The organism is Paraburkholderia sp. DHOC27 (genome assembly GCF_003429005.1).
In the GTDB taxonomy this organism is placed as follows: Bacteria; Pseudomonadota; Gammaproteobacteria; order Burkholderiales; family Burkholderiaceae; genus Paraburkholderia.
On record NZ_QVQV01000006.1, the window covers coordinates 338,937 to 357,738 of the forward strand.

General features: G+C 59.4%; 14 protein-coding genes. 11 read left to right on the top strand and 3 right to left on the bottom strand.

Features of this window, described 5'->3' with window-relative positions:
* Positions 1-660: 660 nt before the first annotated feature.
* From D0B32_RS20245 to D0B32_RS20265, 5 genes are all read left to right on the top strand, one after another.
* A complete protein-coding gene (locus D0B32_RS20245; RefSeq protein WP_181969855.1) occupies positions 661-1,392 on the top strand; it encodes a sulfotransferase family 2 domain-containing protein in 732 nt (243 codons plus the stop codon).
* Between the two features lie 253 nt (positions 1,393-1,645).
* Positions 1,646-2,491 carry a glycosyltransferase gene (locus tag D0B32_RS20250; protein ID WP_117336060.1) on the top strand — a complete coding sequence of 282 codons (846 nt, stop codon included), beginning with the start codon at positions 1,646-1,648 and terminating at the stop codon, positions 2,489-2,491.
* Positions 2,488-3,444, top strand: coding sequence for an SDR family oxidoreductase (locus D0B32_RS20255; RefSeq protein WP_117336061.1), 957 nt, complete (start codon positions 2,488-2,490; stop codon positions 3,442-3,444). The genes D0B32_RS20250 and D0B32_RS20255 overlap by 4 nt, the downstream gene beginning before the upstream one ends.
* 8 nt (positions 3,445-3,452) lie before the next feature.
* Positions 3,453-4,493 carry a glycosyltransferase family 4 protein gene (locus D0B32_RS20260; protein WP_117336314.1) on the top strand — a complete coding sequence of 347 codons (1,041 nt, stop codon included), beginning with the start codon at positions 3,453-3,455 and terminating at the stop codon, positions 4,491-4,493.
* On the top strand, positions 4,493-6,379 hold the full coding sequence (locus D0B32_RS20265) for a nucleoside-diphosphate sugar epimerase/dehydratase (protein ID WP_117336062.1): 1,887 nt from the start codon (positions 4,493-4,495) through the stop codon (positions 6,377-6,379). Before D0B32_RS20260 ends, D0B32_RS20265 begins: the two co-directional genes overlap by 1 nt.
* Before the next feature lie 55 nt (positions 6,380-6,434).
* On the opposite strand, the gene D0B32_RS20270 is transcribed toward D0B32_RS20265, so the two are convergent.
* Positions 6,435-7,535: a glycosyltransferase gene (locus D0B32_RS20270; RefSeq protein ID WP_117336063.1), complete on the bottom strand. Its 1,101-nt coding sequence runs from the start codon at positions 7,533-7,535 to the stop codon at positions 6,435-6,437.
* 212 nt (positions 7,536-7,747) lie between these two features.
* On the opposite strand from D0B32_RS20270, the gene D0B32_RS20275 reads away from it, so the two are divergent.
* The 4 genes from D0B32_RS20275 (at position 7,748) to D0B32_RS20290 (ending at position 12,931) form a co-directional block, all read left to right on the top strand.
* The gene (locus D0B32_RS20275; RefSeq protein ID WP_117336064.1) at positions 7,748-8,134 is read left to right on the top strand and encodes a hypothetical protein; all 387 of its coding nucleotides are present in this window, start codon (positions 7,748-7,750) and stop codon (positions 8,132-8,134) included.
* Between the two features lie 170 nt (positions 8,135-8,304).
* A complete protein-coding gene (locus D0B32_RS20280; protein ID WP_117336065.1) occupies positions 8,305-9,960 on the top strand; it encodes a methyl-accepting chemotaxis protein in 1,656 nt (551 codons plus the stop codon).
* A 166-nt stretch (positions 9,961-10,126) separates the two neighbouring features.
* Complete coding sequence (locus tag D0B32_RS20285) at positions 10,127-10,477, top strand: hypothetical protein (protein WP_259295067.1); 351 nt, start codon at positions 10,127-10,129, stop codon at positions 10,475-10,477.
* A gap of 543 nt (positions 10,478-11,020) precedes the next feature.
* A complete protein-coding gene (locus D0B32_RS20290; RefSeq protein ID WP_117336067.1) occupies positions 11,021-12,931 on the top strand; it encodes a serine aminopeptidase domain-containing protein in 1,911 nt (636 codons plus the stop codon).
* Positions 12,932-13,015: 84 nt separating this feature from the next.
* Here D0B32_RS20290 and D0B32_RS20295 read toward each other — a convergent pair whose 3' ends face one another.
* Entirely contained in the window at positions 13,016-13,657 is a 642-nt protein-coding gene (locus D0B32_RS20295; RefSeq protein ID WP_259295068.1) for a phosphatase PAP2 family protein, read from the bottom strand.
* A gap of 487 nt (positions 13,658-14,144) precedes the next feature.
* On the opposite strand from D0B32_RS20295, the gene D0B32_RS20300 reads away from it, so the two are divergent.
* Positions 14,145-14,636 carry a hypothetical protein gene (locus D0B32_RS20300; protein WP_117336068.1) on the top strand — a complete coding sequence of 164 codons (492 nt, stop codon included), beginning with the start codon at positions 14,145-14,147 and terminating at the stop codon, positions 14,634-14,636.
* Between the two features lie 447 nt (positions 14,637-15,083).
* A complete protein-coding gene (locus D0B32_RS20305) occupies positions 15,084-16,505 on the top strand; it encodes a sigma 54-interacting transcriptional regulator (protein ID WP_404935568.1) in 1,422 nt (473 codons plus the stop codon).
* A gap of 179 nt (positions 16,506-16,684) precedes the next feature.
* Here D0B32_RS20305 and D0B32_RS20310 read toward each other — a convergent pair whose 3' ends face one another.
* Positions 16,685-18,190 carry a mannose-1-phosphate guanylyltransferase/mannose-6-phosphate isomerase gene (locus tag D0B32_RS20310; RefSeq protein WP_117336069.1) on the bottom strand — a complete coding sequence of 502 codons (1,506 nt, stop codon included), beginning with the start codon at positions 18,188-18,190 and terminating at the stop codon, positions 16,685-16,687.
* Positions 18,191-18,802: the final 612 nt, after the last annotated feature.

Sequence of the window (18,802 nt, forward strand, 5' to 3'; positions counted from 1 at the left end):
TGGGCGTAAAGCACAACGGACAGCAGGCAAACGCACGCGCGTATGCGGTCTTTAACCGAACGAAAGCCGACTAGCTTTCAGTGAGCGTATTATCCTTGCAATCGCCCCGGCGTCAAGCCGGTTCGCATGCGGTCGGGAAATCGGACTGATGTGCGCGGGCAAAGTCTTACGATTTCGAACGAGGGCGCGGACGAAATTACGTGCAGTCCCTAGGTAACTGTCGCCAGCCCGACTTTTCGGCTGTCTGTTGAGTCATCGCGCTGGACCGAATCGTTGCAGTAAGCGTCGTTCGGAATCGTGTTTCGTGGCTGTGTTAAGCAGCAGGCCGCGATCAACCGACGAGGTCGTTGCGAACGACGACGATTCGGCGGCTTTCCACTGCTACGGTCGAGCCAGGTCGTTCAGAATATGGGTGATTAGATTTCGTAACCATAAATGCCAGGCGGCGTCAGGTAGAATGCTTTCCAAAATTGGGATAGCTGGACCGCCTTCATCTTTCCATTTGACGCAGTGAATGCACTTGCGCCCTACCATACTGATCGTGGTCAGGCAATGGAAAGTCTGACATCGGTCGGACAAAAGCGCGTAAACGTTCCCAAAATTGAATGCCAGCTTGGGTTATGCATTCCCGTAGTTATTGATTTTAGAACGGACCGAGAAATGACGATTTTTTATTTTCCTGAACATAATTTGAGATTCGTGAGAATACCCAAAAACGCATGCTCAACCGTGATTAATAGCCTGGGACATGCCACGGTGCAAGGGCAGCATCCCCATCAGTTCGACCACGTTTTCACCGAGGCGGTAGACGGTGCGGACGAATGGCCTTGCTTTGCCATATTGCGGGACCCCTATGAGCGCATCATTTCAGCTTTTCTAAACAAATTCACGGATATTTTGCCGGAAGAACTTTTCGTTCATGAACTGCTCGATTACATATGGCGCGCCCAGCGTGGACGGCAGCGACCGCATTGGCGTCGATCCATCACGTTCCGCGAATTTGTCACCCATTTATGCGTGTTTCCGGACGAGCAGCTAGACCCACACTGGCGCAGCCAATCTTCGTTTCTGCAAACGGTCAAGCCGTCGATTTATTTGCGGATGGATAGATTGGCCGCGCAATGGAGTTCGAATTCATTATTCAAGAATATCGAATTGAGGTCATATGCTCCTCACGCGACAGGTTCAAATCTTGATGTTGGTGCCAACGTAATCGATGCTTCGGGCGAAGCTTTTTTGGGCTTTAAAGAAATTTGCGGTGGATTTCCTTCTCACCGTCAATTTTATGATCCTGCACTGGTTGAACTGGTCAAGACTCGATTCGCCGAAGATTATCGTCTGCTCCAGGAAAGCGCAGAAAAAGCCGAGATGGCACCACTTGACGATGAGTAGGCGTGAGGCCGACGAACGAAAAACTTGTCGATGCTGAAAGTTGAACAGTGTGGGTTGTGTACTGTTCGACGATTTGAGTTCTTCGGAACATCTTCCAAGTCGTCAAGAAGCCTTCAAACTGCAGACGTCGGCGGTGGTCGCATCCCGGAAAGTAACAAAGCGCAATCCGGGTTGCTTCGGTCGCCCAATTTGAGCACACTGCGTGCTTTCGGCCACCAGGTTGTCGCTTAGGAAGCACGCAGTTCCCCCTCTCATGAATGTCATAAGCGCACGATGGTCCGAAAATCCTGGTTTGTCCGTGTCGATCGTGGTCTACCAGCCCGAGCTCGGCGAATTGACAGCAACGCTCGCTAGCCTTCGCATCGCCTGTGCACAGCTACGTGCATTACGGCCTGAGTTTGCGGTTGACCTTTATCTTGTCGATAATGGTGGCTTGCCGGACGTTAGTGCGGAACTCGACGTCCTTCAGACGGGGCATGTCGCTACTACAGTGCTGACCGGACACGGCAATATCGGATATGGACGAGGTCACAACCTTGCAATCGAGCGGTCGGCGAGCTACTACCATCTGATTCTCAACCCGGACATCGATCTCGATCCCAACTCACTTGTCCTTGCCGTGGACTTTTTTGAAGCGAACCCGTCCGCTGGGCTGCTAACCCCATGGATCGGTGATGAGCAAGGTCGTCAGCAATTTCTGTGTCGCCGCTATCCAACTGTACTTGACCTGTTCGCCCGCGGCTTCCTCCCCCGCAACGTGCGACAGCTTTTCGCAAGGCGTCTTGCGCGCTATGAAATGCGCGATGTGATCAGCGGTCAGGCAGTTGTGTGGGATCCTCCGATCGTAAGCGGATGTTTCATGTTGTTTCGAATGGATGTGCTCAAAAAGCTGACGGGCTTCGATCCGCGATATTTCCTTTATTTTGAAGACTACGATTTGAGCCTGCGGGCTCACGACGTCGCCCGCGTGGTGTATGCGCCGACGGTACGTGTACTGCATCACGGCGGCGGTGCTGCCCGCAAAGGGTGGACGCATATCCGTATGTTTGCGCTTTCGGCATATAAATTCTTCAATCGTTTTGGCTGGAAGTGGCTATGACGCAGGTCCTAGTCACCGGCGCAAACGGTTTTGTCGGCCGAGCGCTGTGTCCGATATTGTCGAGTCGAGGACATGCTGTTACCGGCCTTGTGCGTCAATCCGGGGCCCGCGTAAGCGGTGTCACGGAATGGGTAGCACCCGGCAACAATTTTGCCGATCTGGATATGGCTTGGCCTGAAGGGCTAAAGCCGCAATGCGTCGTGCATCTGGCAGCGCGTGTTCACGTGATGCGAGATGTTGCGGCTGATCCAGATGCCGCTTTCCTCGCGACCAATGTGGAGGGCGCGTTACGAGTGGCGGAGGCGTCACGCCGGAGAGGCGCGCAGCGGTTTGTCTTCGTAAGTAGTATCAAAGCGGTATCAGAGGCGGACTTGGGCCACCCGGTACGCGAGGACGATTTACCGAAACCAGAGGATGCCTACGGGCGGTCGAAGCTCAAGGCTGAGCAAGCGGTGCTGCGTTATGGCGAAGAGTCTGGGCTTGAAATCGTGATCGTCAGGCCGCCCCTCGTCTACGGCCCGGAAGTTCGGGCGAATTTCCTGCGACTGATGGACGCCGTATGGAAGGGGACGCCGCTACCGCTTGCCTCGGTAAGTGCCAGGCGAAGTCTTGTCTACGTCGAAAACCTGGCGGATGCGCTGGCCAATTGCGTCTCTGATCCGCGCGCTGCGAACCAGTGCTTTCACGTGACGGACGGTGAAGATCCAACGGTCGCCGATTTGGCGCGCATTCTGGGGACGCATTTGCAAAAGCCCGCGCGACTATTTCCTGTCCCAGTTGCCCTGCTGCGCGCGGCTGGTCGTCTGACTAACCGTCTACCTCAGGTTGAGCGTCTGGTCGGCAGTTTGCAGGTCGACTCGGGTCGTATCCGTAGCTTGCTTGGATGGCAGCCACCGTACTCTCTCGACGGTGGAATTGCTGCAACCGCGCGCTGGTACCGCTCATCTCACTGATGTCGTCCATGTTCATTCGATTCGCTACGGTTTCTCCATGGGCGGCTGTTGCAGTGGCTGCGCTGGTGGCAGCGTGCCTGTGTGCTGCGATCCTGTTGATTCTATTGAAGACGGGCCTGGCTTGGCGTCTCGCCACAGATCTACCCAATGATCGCTCGTTGCACGTGCGCCCCACACCTCGGGTTGGGGGCTGGGGCGTCGCGCCAGTGGCGGTCTTGGCTATTTTGTCGCTTGCACCAGACTTATGGTGCGCTGCCGTGGGGGGCGCTTTCCTAGCTGCGGTGTCTCAGATTGATGATCGGCGTGGGCTTCCTGCGCGGGTGCGATTCGGGGCGCATTTGATTGCGGTGATCGGCTTCGTCGTCCTATATCCAGCTTCTGTGCCTTGGTGGATGCTGGCGGTCATCGTCTTTCTGATGCTCTGGGTAGTCAACCTTTATAACTTCATGGACGGCGCAGACGGCCTTGCGGGTGGCATGGCGCTGTTCGGTTTTGGGGGGCTTGCGATAGCCGCGCTGCTGAGCCCCCATCCTTTGCCTTATTTGGCGCCGGCATGTGCCTCGGTGGCGGGCGCAGCGCTGGGCTTCCTGTTGTTCAACTTCCATCCCGCCAGGATTTTCCTCGGCGATGCCGGCTCGATCTCAATCGGTTTCTTTGTGGGGGCTTTGGGTTATTGGGGTTGGGTTCATGCGGCCTGGCCGATCTGGTTTCCGGCGATGGTGTTCTCGCCGTTTATTACCGACGCGTCGATCACTCTGGCGCGTCGTCTTTTGCGTGGCGAAAAATTTTGGGAAGCCCACCGGGAGCACTACTATCAACGTATGGTGCGATCCGGCATGGGACATGCCAAGACGGCCCTGACGTGGTATGCGGTGATGGCTACAGGCATAATGGTTGCTCTGATTGTGCTGGGGTACTCTCGGGCGGTTCAATGGTGCGTCGTCGCCGCATGGATCGTAGTGCTGTTCCTGCTAGGCGCAGCGGTCGATATCCGCTGGCACCGTTTTCAATCAACGCGGTCTGAACACTCACCTGGGGTATCACGTTGATGCTAAGAAGCAAGGCCTCGTGGCTATCTCTCAGCGCTTTCCTGTTCGACTTGTGCGCGGTCGGGGCAACATGGCTGACCTCCTATATCATCCGTTTCAACGGCGCGGTCCCCGCCGACTTCAGAGCCGGAGCATTACATTCGCTGTATTGGGTTTTGCCCATCTACGGCATCATGTTCCGCATCTTCGGGCTTTACCGGGGGATGTGGGTCTTCGCCAGTCTGCCGGATCTCATGCGCATTTCGAAGTCCGTTGCGACCGGCGCTCTGGTCGCAATGGTCGCTTCGCTGATGGTGCAACCCGTGCCGATTGTTCCGCGTTCGGTGCTCGTCGTATCTCCGCTGTTGCTATTTCTTGCCATGGGTGGCGCTAGAGCGCTCTATCGCGCGACGAAGGAGTTTTATCTCTATGGCGGCCTCGTGGGCCAAGGCAAGCCTGTTGTGGTGTTGGGTGCGGGGTCGGCCGGTGCAAATCTCGCCCGCGAACTCTCTCGTTCCAGTGAATGGCGTCTGGTCGGCCTGCTCGACGACGACGTCGCCAAGCACGGTCGCGAAATATATGGTTATAAAGTCTTGGGTCCAATCAGCGAACTCCCGCAACTCGCTGAGTCGTTGAAAACCGAGTACGCCATCATCGCCATTCCTTCCGCCTCGGTGGAAGCACAGCGCCGCGTGGCCACGTTGTGTGTTCGGGCCGGCGTTCGCGCCATGGTCCTGCCAGCACTGACCGCTCTGACCCAAGGCCAGGCCTTCCTGTCGCGCGTTCGGCAGATCGACCTCGAAGACCTTTTGGGCCGTGATCCCGTCAAGATCGACACGCCTCACGTCGAAGCGCTGCTGCGCAATCGCATCGTGATGGTTACTGGGGCGGGCGGCTCCATCGGTTCGGAAATGTGCCGTCAGATTCTGCGCTTCGAACCAGCTCAGCTTATCGCGTTCGATTTGTCCGAATACGCCATGTACAAGTTGACGGAAGAGCTTCACGAGAAATTCCCGGGCCTGCCGGTGATCCCGGTTATCGGAGATGCAAAAGACTCACTGCTGCTGGACCAGGTGCTATCGCGCCACGCGCCGCACATCGTATTTCACGCGGCCGCGTACAAGCATGTTCCGTTGATGGAAGAGCAAAACGCGTGGCAAGCGGTGCGTAATAACGTGCTCGGAACCTACCGTGTGGCACGGGCGGCGATCCGACATGACGTAAAGCATTTTGTCCTCATCTCGACAGATAAGGCGGTCAACCCAACCAATGTCATGGGTGCGAGCAAGCGGCTCGCTGAGATGGCGTGTCAGGCGTTGCAGCAGACCAGCACGCGCATTCAGTTCGAAACGGTGCGCTTTGGCAATGTATTGGGCAGCGCCGGCAGCGTCATTCCAAAGTTTCAGCAGCAAATCGCGAAGGGCGGTCCGGTCACCGTGACGCACCCGGAAATCACGCGCTTCTTTATGACCATTCCGGAAGCGTCGCAGCTCGTGCTGCAGGCTTCGAGCATGGGGCGGGGCGGCGAGATATTCATTCTCGATATGGGCGAGCCCGTAAAAATCGTTGATCTGGCGCGGGACCTGATCCGCTTATATGGCTTCAGTGAGGAGCACATCCGGATCGTGTTCACCGGCCTGAGGCCGGGAGAGAAGCTCTACGAGGAATTGCTCGCCGACGATGAAACCACAACGCGCACGCCGCATCCCAAACTGCGTATTGCTCAGGCGCGTGGTGTGCCGGACAACCTGCTCGACGAATTGTTGCCGTGGCTGATGCAGCACCGTGTATTGGCCGACGATGAAGTGCGGCGCGATCTCCGGCGCTGGGTGCCGGAATATCAGCCGACACTGGCACCGCCGCTGACAAGTGTGTCGGACGTGACGGGTATCCGTGCTTCCATGTGACGATCGAATTCCAGTTACGGTCAGGCATGAAAGGCGCTTGCGCGCCTTTTGCTGTTTACCGCCGTCCCTTCCGCACCACCAGCCACCTCGGCGACTTGAACCGCACAATGCTGACGTAAAGCCAGACATACGTCGCGGCAAACACCATCACGAAGCAGAACAGGTGCAGCGTGTGCCGCCAGAACAGCGTCGCCGGTATCACGGCCACCAGACACAGCAGCCACAGATACGGTGAAGTCAATGAATTCCGCCTCGTGAGCTCACGCGCCGTACGCGCCCCAACCGCCCAGCGCATCAGCCGCTTGTACACCAGCATGTGCAAGTGCACGCCGTCAGGAATCCCTGGTGACATCCCACGAATGAATTTCTTCCGGTAAATCGAGAAGCATGTTTCGAAGATCGGATACATGAACAGCAGCACGGGATACCACGCTGACACATCGCGATTGCGCATCACCAGCAGGATCGACAGTTCGGCCAGCATGAAGCCGATGAAATACGCGCCGCCGTCACCCAGAAAGATAAGCCCTGCCGGGAAGTTCCAGATGAAGAAGCCCATTACCGCGCCCATCATGATGAGCGACGCGGAGAGCACAACCGGGTCCGATACTTCGAACGCGACATACGCCAGAGAGGCAAACATCATGAATGCCACCATCGACGCGAGTCCATTGAAGCCGTCGATGATATTGACGGCGTTCGCCAGCGCCGCCACGGCCAGCACAGTGACCGCGCAGGAAATGGCTGCGTACGAAAGCAGGAAATCGAGAGGCGGCACGCTGATGCGCGTGACCGCGACGTTCAGCAGGAAGTAGGCGAGCGCGGCCGCCACCATTGTGCAGATGAGCCGCGCAAGTGGCGATACGCGCTTGGTCAAATCTTCCACGAGGCCCGATCCAAATGCAGGCAGTCCGCACGCCACTAACCCCAGGATGCCGTTGGAGACGACCGGATAGGCGTGATGCAACTGCAAGGCGGATGCGACGAGGCCAATCAGAATACCGGTTCCGCCAATGCGCGGCACGGGACTCGCGTGGAATTTCTGCACGCCGGCGAGATCGGTATCGGTAGAGAACTTTTCATGCAAATGCGCGTAGCGCACGATCAGCAGCGTGACCAGCAGTGAAACGAGAAACCCGAGCGCGAAACTGAGCATGTACGTGAGCCTGTGCGAAGACGCCGAATTATACAAATGAAACGTACAGGTCCTGAAAAGCCAGCGGAAGTGGCCCGCTTCAAGTCGTTGCAGAGTCGATTAAATGAGCGCCTGGCGTTCTGGCAGCGCGCCTGAAACGAACGGGCAATTCGTTCATACTGGCGAATCATTTACACCCACAGACGCAGATACAAACGCACATACAGCCGCAGATGTTCAGCAAGCACATTTTTTCTTTCATTCTGTTTTCGATGAGCGCGTGGGCGTTCGCAGGCGGCTACCCGCAGCCCGTGGTGATGACAGGCGAAACACAGATGGCCGATACGGCGGAACTGCACTTCGATCCCGCACCAGCGAACACCGGTACGCTCGTTATTCTTGGCGATCATTCGAAAATCCCTGAGCAGAAGTACCGCTTTGCCTACGATCTGCCGGCGGAGTCCGCCAGTGGGGTCGACCAGCCAGTATCTATCGATTTCACCAACAAGGCGAAGCTGACCATCGTGTGCGACTCGCTCTCGGACAACTGCCACTCCACGGACTACGTAACGGTAGGTTCGGCGACTTTTTCCACACTGTGGAAGGTGACGCAACGCTAGGACCGCGACGCGCTCATCGCTACCCACATACCGGGCCGCGCACCCACCCGGCAACCCTTACCGTCATGGATTCCCCTTATCCAGTCCTCGGCCTGCACGGCCGATAACCTAGTTGCGGCGAAGTGCCAACAAGAGGGCGCCGCTCTTGACCAGGACGTTACGGGGAAAAAATGCTAGGGAACATCACCATTCGCGGCGGTTTGACGCTGGTCATCGGCGTGTTTGTCGCCTTTCTGCTGACTGTGATCGGGGTCGGCTACGGCGCGCTCAAGCTCGCGAGCAACGGGCTGGAGGACGTGCAGCACAACTCCATCGCACTCACACGCCTGAATGCGAGTTCCGCGAAGCTGCTGCAGGTGCGGCTCTCGCTCGGCAGCTACGAGACCCTCTTCAGCGTCGGCAAGCAGACCGACGACCTGCTCCCCGCAGCACACAAGGTGCTGAACCAATCGACGGAGGATTTCCGCAGCTATATGGCGGGCCCGTTCGGCAGCGAAGACGAAGAGCATCTCGCGCACGCGGTGGAAACGGCGCGCGCCGCTCTCGTCGACCAGGCCATCGAGCCTGAATTCAAGGCGCTCGCCGACAACGACTTCAACACGTTTCGCAACATCCAGGGCGAGACGGCGAATAACTTCTACGCCACGTATGCCAAGGCGATCGATTCGCTCCAGCAGTTGCAGATCGACAACCAGCAGCGCCAGGCACAAACAGCGGCGACGCGGTTTCGCATCGCCACGTTTGCGTTCGGTGCGATTGGTGTCGCGGCGATCGTGATCGGCATGATGGCGCGGGTAGGGTTGTCGGCGGCCGTGGTTAAGCCGGTCAACCAGACCATTCGCCACTTTCAGCGTATCGCTGCGGGCGACCTGACAATAGCGGTGCGCGTGCGCTCGCGTAACGAAATGGGCCAGTTGCTCGGTGCGTTGACGCAGATGCGCGATGGCCTGGTCGACACGGTATCCAAGGTGCGAGGCAGCACCGGCGCCATTACGCTCGGCGCCAACGAAATCGCTGCCGGTAACGCGGACCTGTCTCGCCGCACGGAACAGCAAGCCGCAGCGCTTGAGGAGACCGCAGCGAGCATGGAAGAGCTGTCCGCCACGGTGAAACAGAACGCGGACAACGCGCAGCAAGCCAATCGTCTCGCACATGGCGCGCTCGACACCGTAACGCGCGGCAGCACGGTGGTGGGCCGCGTCACTGAAACGATGGACGGCATCACGACGTCCTCGCGCAAGGTGGCGGAGATCATCGGCATGATCGAAGGCATTGCGTTCCAGACCAACATCCTCGCGTTGAACGCGGCGGTGGAAGCCGCCCGCGCAGGCGAACAGGGACGCGGCTTCGCGGTGGTCGCCTCCGAAGTGCGTAGTCTCGCGCAGCGCTCCGGCACGGCGGCCAAGGAGATCAAGGAACTGATCGGCGAATCGGCGGCCAAGGTGGAGCAGGGCGCATCGCTGGTGGTCGAGGCGGGCAAGACGATGCGTGAGGCTATGCAGTCGGTGGAGCGTGTGACCGGCATCATGGGCGAAATCGAAGCGGCTGCGCTGGAACAGAGCGAGGGCATCGCCCAGGTCAACAAGGCCATCACGCAGATCGACGAAGTGACCCAGCACAACGCAGCGCTCGTCGAACAGGCTGCGGCTGCCGCGAAGTCGCTGGAAGAGCAGGCGACGGTGCTGCGCGATGCGGTCGCGGTGTTCAGGCTCGATGAGAGCGAGGTGGTCATGTCCCCACGTGACCTTGGCACTGCGTCGGTGTATTCCGGAGAGAAATCCGCCGATACGCAACTGCATCCTTCCTTGTCGCTCGGCGCAACCTGATTCCACGGTCGTGCGTTAATGCCCGGGTCAACTCGGGCATATCGACGCGCATGAGGCGGCAGTGAGGGCAGCAGCAGGGCGGCGTGGTATTTTTGACCCTAACGGACCCCGGACGGATTGTCGATACAATCGCTGGGCCGCCACCCTGCAATCACCGTCAGTGCTCATGCCTAAGGTATTCCCGCATCGCTCGCCCGCCAGCCACGGTCTCATGCTGCATGCCGCATCGGTGTTCTCAGGCGCCGCCCGCAAAAGCATGTGCATCGCCGGCATCAGTGTCCTTGCAGCCTGCACGACGGTCTCAAACGTAGATGCGCGTCGCGACGGTCATCTGATCCTGACCAGCAAGGCGCGCTGGTCGATCATCTCGTGGAATCACGTCAAGAACGTCGGCCTGAAGCGCGCGGCCGCATACTGCAAAGCGCAAAACGCGCAATATCACCTGGTCGCAGTACATACCGAAGGCGTATGGGGTGCGACGGACCAGGTGGTCGAGGTCGTGTTCGACTGTTTCTAATTCAGCATCTCTCGTCTTCGTAACTGCATCGCGCAGACACCCATTAGAAATTGCACCAGCACATTTGCCTGGCAGAACGACATAAATTCAGCGTCAATCCCTGAAAGATACCTCCACACGATCACTGTGTGGTAGCAGTCCGAAACACCCAACAGAAAGTGTCAAACTCGCTGCCACAGTCAGCCAATTTGCGGTTTCGCAAGATGCTCCTCTACGTGCGCCACCCCACATTAAACTGAAGAATACCCTTGCATTTCAGGGTCTCCTGCGTTTTGCAAATCAGTGGTACGTCCCCCCCGCATCGCACAAAGCGATGCTTCTCACAAGCCTCAGATTCCCCGCCAAAACACGCCAACCCTTACCCCACAAAGCCCCGCAGCGCGCAGCCGCGTTGACCGCCAAACCGTGTGTGTGACATCGCACTTAACTTTGTTCACGGATAGCGCCTACTGGAAAGCGACAGTGCCCTGGAACGCTGTCAATTGGCTACAGGGAGGGCGTAGATCCGACCTGGAACGCTAACCGATAATAGGACGTAGAACAATGAAACCTGTCGTATTCAGTGGGCATTTCGGCTGGTTGCATCCGGCCGCTGGTGACCGGGGTGTCGTGATCTGCAATCCAATGGGACACGAGGCCATGTGGTTGCATGCGGCAATGCGTGAACTGGCGGAACGTATCTCGGCGCGCGGCGTGTCGGTGTTGCGCTTTGATTATCTGGGTACAGGAGACTCGACGGATCTCGCAGGAGCGTTGCGCCCAGATGCCTGGGTCGACGAAGTACTGGAAGCAGTTCATTACTTGAAGCGTGTCACCGGCGTCGAGCGCATCTCGCTCGCGGGGTTCCGCTATGGCGCAACGGTCGCCGCACTCGCGTCGCAACTCACGGAAGTAGATTCGCTCGCGCTGCTTGCGCCCGTGGTCTCGACGCGCCTCTTCCTGCGTGAGATGGGTGTCCTGCATCAGGCATGGCGCCATACCGCAGGTTTTGGCGAAGGCGAAGCAGTCACGCCGCCCGGCGCGCGCGATATTCTCGGCCACCGCTTCAATGCCGATGTGCTCGATACACTCGGCACGCTCGATCTGCGCAAGGAAGCCACGCCGCACGTCAAGCGTGTTTTGCTGGCCCACAGCGGCCCGCGCGACCCCAGCTATGCACTCGGTGCCCATTACGAAGCGAACGGCATCGAGGTGGCTTCCATCGCGTTCGACAACTACGCGCAGGTCATGCAGCCTCCCTGGATGACGGAATTGCCCGAGTCGGTGTTGAGCGCGACCACGGACTGGTTGTCCGACGGTGTCATGGCGCCGCTTCGCGCGCCTGAGGTATCCATTGATTCGAACCCTGCCATCGTCACCTCGGGCGCAATCGAATATCCGTCGCAGATTGCCCAGGGGCGCGTGTTCGGCATGCTGTGCGAACCGGCAGTGCGTCGCACCTCGCCGGAACAGACGCCCATCGTGCTGATCGCCAATACGGCGGCGACGCATCACGTGGGTGACGGCCGCTTTGGCGTCGAACTCGGCCGTCAGCTCGCCGAGCAGGGCTTCGCCTCGCTGCGCGTGGATACCGCGGGCCTCGGTGACTGCGCCGGCGCCCCTCAGCTCTGTGTGCCGGGTCACACGGTCATGGAAGAAATGGGCGCTGACCTCTCCAAAGCCGTGGACTGGGTGGCGGCGCGCGGCTATCGGAACATCGTGGTGTTCGGCATTTGCGCCGGCGCATACAGCGCCTTGCAGGCTGCGCAGCAAAACCGCAATGTGCGCGGCGTGGTGCTGGTGAACCCGGTCAGCCTGAAGCTGCCCGAAGGGTGCACCATGCAGGCCGCCGCCGAATTGCAGACGGGCTCGCCGCGCGCGCATCTGCGCTCGATGGTGCGCGCCAACAAATGGGCGCAGGTGCTGCGTGGCGACGTGCGGCTCGGCCCGGTGATCCGCACCATGTGGCAACACGGCGTGGCGCAGATGCAGGGCATGGTGGGTGAATGGACCGATGATGCGCTGGGCGGCGGCTCGACGCCGAGCCATCAGGTGCGGCGTCTCTTCAAGCGGCTCGATGCAGACGGTGTGCATATTCGCCTGCTATTCAGTCCGCGGGATCACAGCCTCGACGAGCTGTACATGCACTTCGGCGTGAACGGCCGGCGCCTGAAGCGCCTGTCGCGCGCACGTACGCTCATTTTCCCGAGCATGGATCACGAGGTGCTGGATCGTGTCGCGCGTGAGCAGGTCGTGACGATGTGTCAGACGTTCCTGCGTGAAGCGTTCCTGAGCGGCCCGAGCGCCGACGTGCGGCCACCGGTTACGGCGAGCCCGGGCGGCCTCGCTGGGGCATCGCATGCGGCCCATGCGTCTCATTCGGGCATCGGTGCGAATAAGGACAGTACCGTCGAACGCGAGACCAGCATGCCGGTCAGCGTCAGCATGCCCACGCGCGCCAGAAATTCCATCTAACGTTCAGGGCGGCATCGACGCTTCACACGCCGCGCCACCCATGATCGCCACAGCGGCGCATTGCGGAGTCTCCCGCATGCGCACCTAGTGGCTATCGTCCAGCGGGACCTTGCTCCATTGCTGCGACAATCTGGATGCGTTGTCATCGATCCACGCCGACACGGGCAGGATCTTGCCGTGACACACGACGATCAGCGCCAGCGCGAGCGCCGCAAACGCGGTCGAATCGCGCCGCGCCTCCCTGCCAATGGAAAGCACGCCGGCCCGCGCTCGTAATGAAAGTGCAGGCCTGCACGTGATGGCGGCGATGAGCGTACCGAGCAGCCAGCCCGTCACGACCTCGGCGGGCGTATGAAAACCCATCAACAGACGTGACAGTCCGATGGCAAGGGCAAACACGAGTCCGAACACGTACGCATACACCGCGGTACGGGTGCGCGCCATGCTTGCACACAATGCAAATGTCGTGGGATACACGGCGCTCGCGAGCATCGTATGGCCGCTCACGGCGGTCATATTGAGCGCCGGGACTTCGAGCCCCCACGCCGCGTACGCGAAGTGGCTCGCTGCAACGAGCCCGGCGCCGGCGCTAAAACAAACCACCCAGGTAATCAGCGCACGCCACGAGCGCGTCGCTGCGAGCCAAAGCATCACTGCGCCCGCCAGCGGCACGGTGAGAAAAGGGTCCCCGAAGTTCGTGAGGTAAGACAGCAGTCGCACAATCATCCAACCTTGCTCCTCATGCGCGGTGTATCAAGTGTAATCAAGTGTTTCCCGACATCGCTAGTGACGCCGGATGTTGATACCGTAATGACCAAGGCGATCCTCCTGGCGTTCCCAGCACGTTTCACAGTGTCTCAGGAAAGCGAGAGGATGTCCGAGCGGTACCCATCAATGATGGTCATGTTGGTGAGCGTGTGAGGCGCTCGCCGAACTTGCATTGCTGTCGCTGTGAGCGACATGCGCGGGCGCGTTGCTCGCGAGGCTGTGCACCTGGACGGGCGCGCTGACTACTGGAGTCGTCGTCGGCGCCTGTACTGTCCGGGCAGCCTTGGGGCGCACGGCCGCCTGATGTGAGGAATGTGACGTAGGCGCTGTATGCGATGCATGCGTGACCCGTTTTGCGCGGGAGCGCACGCAAGCGGCTTCGCGGGAATGCGCAGAGCAAGGCGGTGTATGGGGAAGCGAACGGTCGTTAGCAGACCGATGAGTGATGATGGCAACGCTGGGTACGGCGTTGGGTGCAGCCTTTACTGCGGCAGGCGGCGAGGGCGCTACAGGCGCCGGCTGCTGGACCAGCGAGGCAGCGCTGGCGGCGGCAAGACTGGTGACGGACGAAGCAGCAAGGGCCGGCGCCAGAGCGCTTGCCATGCTGGCAGCAGGAGCGGGCGGCGAAGTGTTGCTGCTCACTACCGTGCTATCCATGTTGATATCAGGCGCGGACAAGCCATCGATCATCGACTTGCCCACCGCGCCGAGCGCCACCGCGACGCCACACACGGTGAACAGCATGACTCTGCGCGAGCGTACGGTGGCGGGCCGGCTCATCCGCGCTGCAACCCGTCAGGCGAGACCTGGTACGACACTCGCTGCATCAGAAGAATCCGCTCTCCTGCACTACCGAGGGGTCTGTTGCGAGCCTCATCAGGGCAGACCACGTGCGCCATTGCACCGTAAGGGTTTATTCGCGCCAGACGCGCACTGATGCGGTGCCATTTCTTCATTTTCGTCGCGTATTTCGTGGTCGCGTGAATGAAATATTAAAGCGGGTCGAATTGCTGGAAATTAGTGAAAGTTAGCGTGTCCGGGTGGAATTTAAGTGACAGTGGAACAGCCTTTTTCGTATGCCGTTCGCGCAGGGTCTGTGCGGTTCGCCACACAGCGCGGCGCATGCAGGGAGCGCTATCTATTTGAATTTTAGCGGTGGATAATCCGGCTGGGCGATGTATTTTCCTCTGGTGGACCGCATTCAGAGGAATTCGTCCGGCCGAATTTACCTGATTTGTTATCTCGTGCTTGTTTTATCCAGTTAGATTTACTTGTAATGACTGCAGGGCATTGTCATCGAGGGATGACCTGAGTCAATTACGTTGCACTCTAATAAAAACTGGAAATTCTCGGGGGATGACCAATAACAGGCAAAGGCGCAGATTTGAACATTAAACCTTATCGGTCACTGGCCTACGTGTCGCGCTCGCCGGAGCGCGGTTTGTGCGACATGCTTGGGCAACGAGGATGGGACGTTACGGTGCTGAAGACGGCCCGCGACGCGAAGACGTATCTGTCGACACGCCACCCAACGGTAGGCGTATTCGACTTCGCGTGCGGCTTCTCCGCCAACGACCTCGCCGGCTTTTCCACCTGCTTTGGCGCGCGGGGGATCGGCTGGATCGGCATCCTGTTATCTGCCCAATTGCAGAACGATGTGCCGCGTACGCTCGTACGCCGGCATTTCTCGCGCTATGTGACCGTGCCGCACGACCTCGACAGAACCGTCGAAGTGATCGGCCACGAGCACGGCATGGTCACGCTGAACGGTGTGCCGGACATGCCTTCGGCGCGTGATGAAATCGTCGGCTCCTGTACCTCGATGAACGAGCTGTTCCGCTCCATCAGCAAGGTGGCGAACAGCGAGGCGCCGGTGCTCATTTCCGGCGAATCGGGCACGGGCAAGGAGCTGACGGCCGTCGCCATTCACAAACGTTCGGTGCGTCGCAACGGTCCGTTCGTCGCCATCAACTGTGGCGCGCTGCCGTATCACCTCGTGCAGTCCGATCTGTTCGGCTACGAGCGTGGCGCCTTCACGGGCGCCTATCAGCGCAAGATTGGACGGATCGAAGCGGCCAACGGCGGCACCTTGTTTCTCGACGAAATCGGCGATCTGCCGCTCGAAAGCCAGACCATCCTGCTGCGCTTTTTGCAGGAGCGAAAGATTCAGCGTCTCGGCGGTTCCGAGCAGATCGACGTGGACGTGCGCATCATCTCGGCCACCAACGTGCGGCTCGAAAACGCGGTGGCGGAGCAGGCATTCCGTCAGGATCTGTATCACCGCCTGTGCGTGCTACGCATCGACGAACCGCCGCTGCGCGAGCGCGAGGGCGATATCGCCGTGCTCGCGTATCACATGCTCGACAAGTACCGCAGCGATGCCTTGCATCACATACGAGGTTTCTCCGACGAAGCGTTGCAGGCGATGGCCAATTACACGTGGCCGGGCAACGTGCGCGAACTGATCAACCGTGTGCGACGCGCGATCGTGATGGCCGAAGGGCGCATCATCACGCCGGGCGATCTCGAACTCGACTACATGGCGCGTGAGTCAGGCAATACGCTGACGCAGGTGCGCGAAGCGGCTGAGCGGGAAGCGATCGAAGCGGCCCTGCGCCGTCATCGTGGCCGCTCGCAGCCCGCCGCGCGCGAACTGGGCATCTCGCGCGCTACCTTGTACCGGCTCATGGCCAATCATGAAGGCCGGCCGCAGCAGACAGAGAAAGTGGTGGAGACTGCACCCGCGGTCGAAGAGGTGGCGCAGCAGGAAGAGCGACGTCTCGCCGTGGTGGGCGGCGGCTCCTGATCGAGCGGTGGCTGGCTGACGATCAATCAATACCATTGAAGCCCGGGCGTCGCAGCGCGGCGCGCCACTTTAGCCGCTTCACCTTTCGCTTCCAGTTCCGCTTTTCTCGCTAACAGCGTACTAACGGTGCCTCCACCGTGATGACGCTGAAGGCACCGCTACACCGGCATGACCGCTTCTTAAGACGGCATGCGCCCGTAGTTATCCTCGAAGCGCACGATGTCATCCTCGCCCAGATACGCACCCGACTGCACCTCGATGATTTCGAGCTGCGTCTTGCCGGGATTGCGCAAACGGTGGACCGTACCCAACGGAATGTAGGTCGACTCGTTTTCGCTCAGCAGGAACGTCTTCTCACCACACGTCACTTCAGCGGTGCCGCGCACCACGACCCAGTGCTCGGCGCGATGGTGATGCATCTGCAACGAGAGACTCTCGCCCGGTTTGACCACGATACGCTTCACCTGGAAGCGGTCGCCCGAGTCGATGGAATCGTAGTAACCCCACGGGCGATGCACCTTGCGGTGATGATCCGCTTCGTGCCCGCGTTCGGCGCGAATGCGCGACACCACCGTCTTGATCTGCTGGGCGTTCTGCTTGTCGGCGACGAGCACCGCGTCGGCGGTTTCCACCACCACGACGTTGTCGAGACCCACGCAGGCAATCAGGCGTCCCTGCGAATGCGCGAACGAATTGGTCGAGCCTTCGAACATCACACGGCCACGTCCCACGTTACCGAGCGCATCCTTCGGCAGCATTTCCCACACGGCGTCCCATGAGCCGACATCGGACCACGCTGCGTCCATCGGCACGACCACGCCGCTCAGATTGCATTCGCTCAGCCGTTCCATCACGCCGTAGTCGATGGATTCGTCCGGGCAGTTCTTGAAGTCCTTGCCTTCGAGACGCACGAACGTATCGTCCGCCGAGCCATTGCGATACGCAGCTTCGCAGGCGGCATAGATGGCGGGATGCAGCGTCTTGATTGCCGAGAGCCACACCGAAGCACGCACGACGAAGATGCCGCTGTTCCACCAGTATTCGCCCGAAGCGACGTACTGTTCGGCCAGTTCGCGATGCGGTTTTTCGACGAAACGGTCGATCACGTAGCCACCGTGTTCGCCGAGCGGCGTGCCCACGCGCACATAGCCATAGCCCGGTTCGGCGTGACGCGGCACGATGCCGATCGCCACCACTGCGCCGTCAGCGGCATAGTTCGCTGCACGCGCGACAGCCGCCTGAAACGCAGCCGCATCCGGCACCACGTGGTCAGCGGGCATCACCACCAGCACCGCATCATTGCCGTTCGCGACGGCTTGCAGCGCAGCGCTGGTGAGCGCAGGCGCGGTATTGCGCGCGTGCGGTTCGAGCAGGATATGAGCGGACTTGCCGCAGCCACGCAATTGTTCGGCGCTCACATGACGATGATGTTCGCCGCACACGAGCAGCAGATCGTCGGTGACGGGCCACAGCGTCTCGAGGCCTTCGAGACGGCGTGCGGTGCCTGCCAGCAGCGATTCTTCTCCGAGCAGTTCGATGAGCTGCTTCGGATATTGGTCACGCGAAAGCGGCCATAGCCGCGTTCCGGCACCGCCCGCGAGGATCACCGGTTGAATCGTCAATGGCGCTTCGGCCACGCCGGTGCTTCGCTGGTGTTTCGATTGGGACTCAAATGCTGTGCTCATCGATCGGCTCCGTTCGGGTGAGGCAGTCTTGTGCAAATTCGCTTTAACGATGGGAGCTTCATATCCGCGATCCTCATGGGTGGATCGCATGCGCTGCGGCGCGACAAAGCACGCCTTCGTTAAAGGAGCGAAGAGAGAAAACGGGTCCACTCTATGTCGGTGAAAACCCGCGCTCTGTTCGGAGTCGAACTTAAGTTGTTGGCCTGAGATGCGTAACTGCAATAAGTGCCGATGCAATGCCGCATTGAAATGTCTTTTTTTCCGGCTTTAAAAAGGACTCATTCTTCGCAGAACGCCAACTTTAAACAATGTGAATGGGGTGATCTGGCTTTCGCTTCGTTTGCATTGCATCAGAAGTGAGACACTTTCTGTAGAAATGGGTGAGTTAGTTTCTCTCGGCCTCCACCCCCATTGGAGCCGCCAAAATCGTTTTCATCTCCGGTGAGCCCCGTAGGGCTTAACCCTGATATTCATACGAAATGCAGCGCAACATAAGGCGTTTTCGTGCACTCAGGGTTTCTTAAGCGAGAATTGTTCAGATCTGAGACAGTTCTCGACCCATACCAGCACCCGTTTTGTGCCTCGTTTAAAAAAACCTATTAAAAACAATCG

Coding starts and splice junctions, on each gene's coding strand:
- D0B32_RS20245 (WP_181969855.1), top strand. CDS start 661: ATGACGATTTTTTATTTTCCTGAACATAATTTGAGATTCGTGAGAATA.
- D0B32_RS20250 (WP_117336060.1), top strand. CDS start 1,646: ATGAATGTCATAAGCGCACGATGGTCCGAAAATCCTGGTTTGTCCGTG.
- D0B32_RS20255 (WP_117336061.1), top strand. CDS start 2,488: ATGACGCAGGTCCTAGTCACCGGCGCAAACGGTTTTGTCGGCCGAGCG.
- D0B32_RS20260 (WP_117336314.1), top strand. CDS start 3,453: ATGTTCATTCGATTCGCTACGGTTTCTCCATGGGCGGCTGTTGCAGTG.
- D0B32_RS20265 (WP_117336062.1), top strand. CDS start 4,493: ATGCTAAGAAGCAAGGCCTCGTGGCTATCTCTCAGCGCTTTCCTGTTC.
- D0B32_RS20270 (WP_117336063.1), bottom strand. CDS start 7,535: ATGCTCAGTTTCGCGCTCGGGTTTCTCGTTTCACTGCTGGTCACGCTG.
- D0B32_RS20275 (WP_117336064.1), top strand. CDS start 7,748: ATGTTCAGCAAGCACATTTTTTCTTTCATTCTGTTTTCGATGAGCGCG.
- D0B32_RS20280 (WP_117336065.1), top strand. CDS start 8,305: ATGCTAGGGAACATCACCATTCGCGGCGGTTTGACGCTGGTCATCGGC.
- D0B32_RS20285 (WP_259295067.1), top strand. CDS start 10,127: ATGCCTAAGGTATTCCCGCATCGCTCGCCCGCCAGCCACGGTCTCATG.
- D0B32_RS20290 (WP_117336067.1), top strand. CDS start 11,021: ATGAAACCTGTCGTATTCAGTGGGCATTTCGGCTGGTTGCATCCGGCC.
- D0B32_RS20295 (WP_259295068.1), bottom strand. CDS start 13,657: ATGATTGTGCGACTGCTGTCTTACCTCACGAACTTCGGGGACCCTTTT.
- D0B32_RS20300 (WP_117336068.1), top strand. CDS start 14,145: ATGATGGCAACGCTGGGTACGGCGTTGGGTGCAGCCTTTACTGCGGCA.
- D0B32_RS20310 (WP_117336069.1), bottom strand. CDS start 18,190: ATGAGCACAGCATTTGAGTCCCAATCGAAACACCAGCGAAGCACCGGC.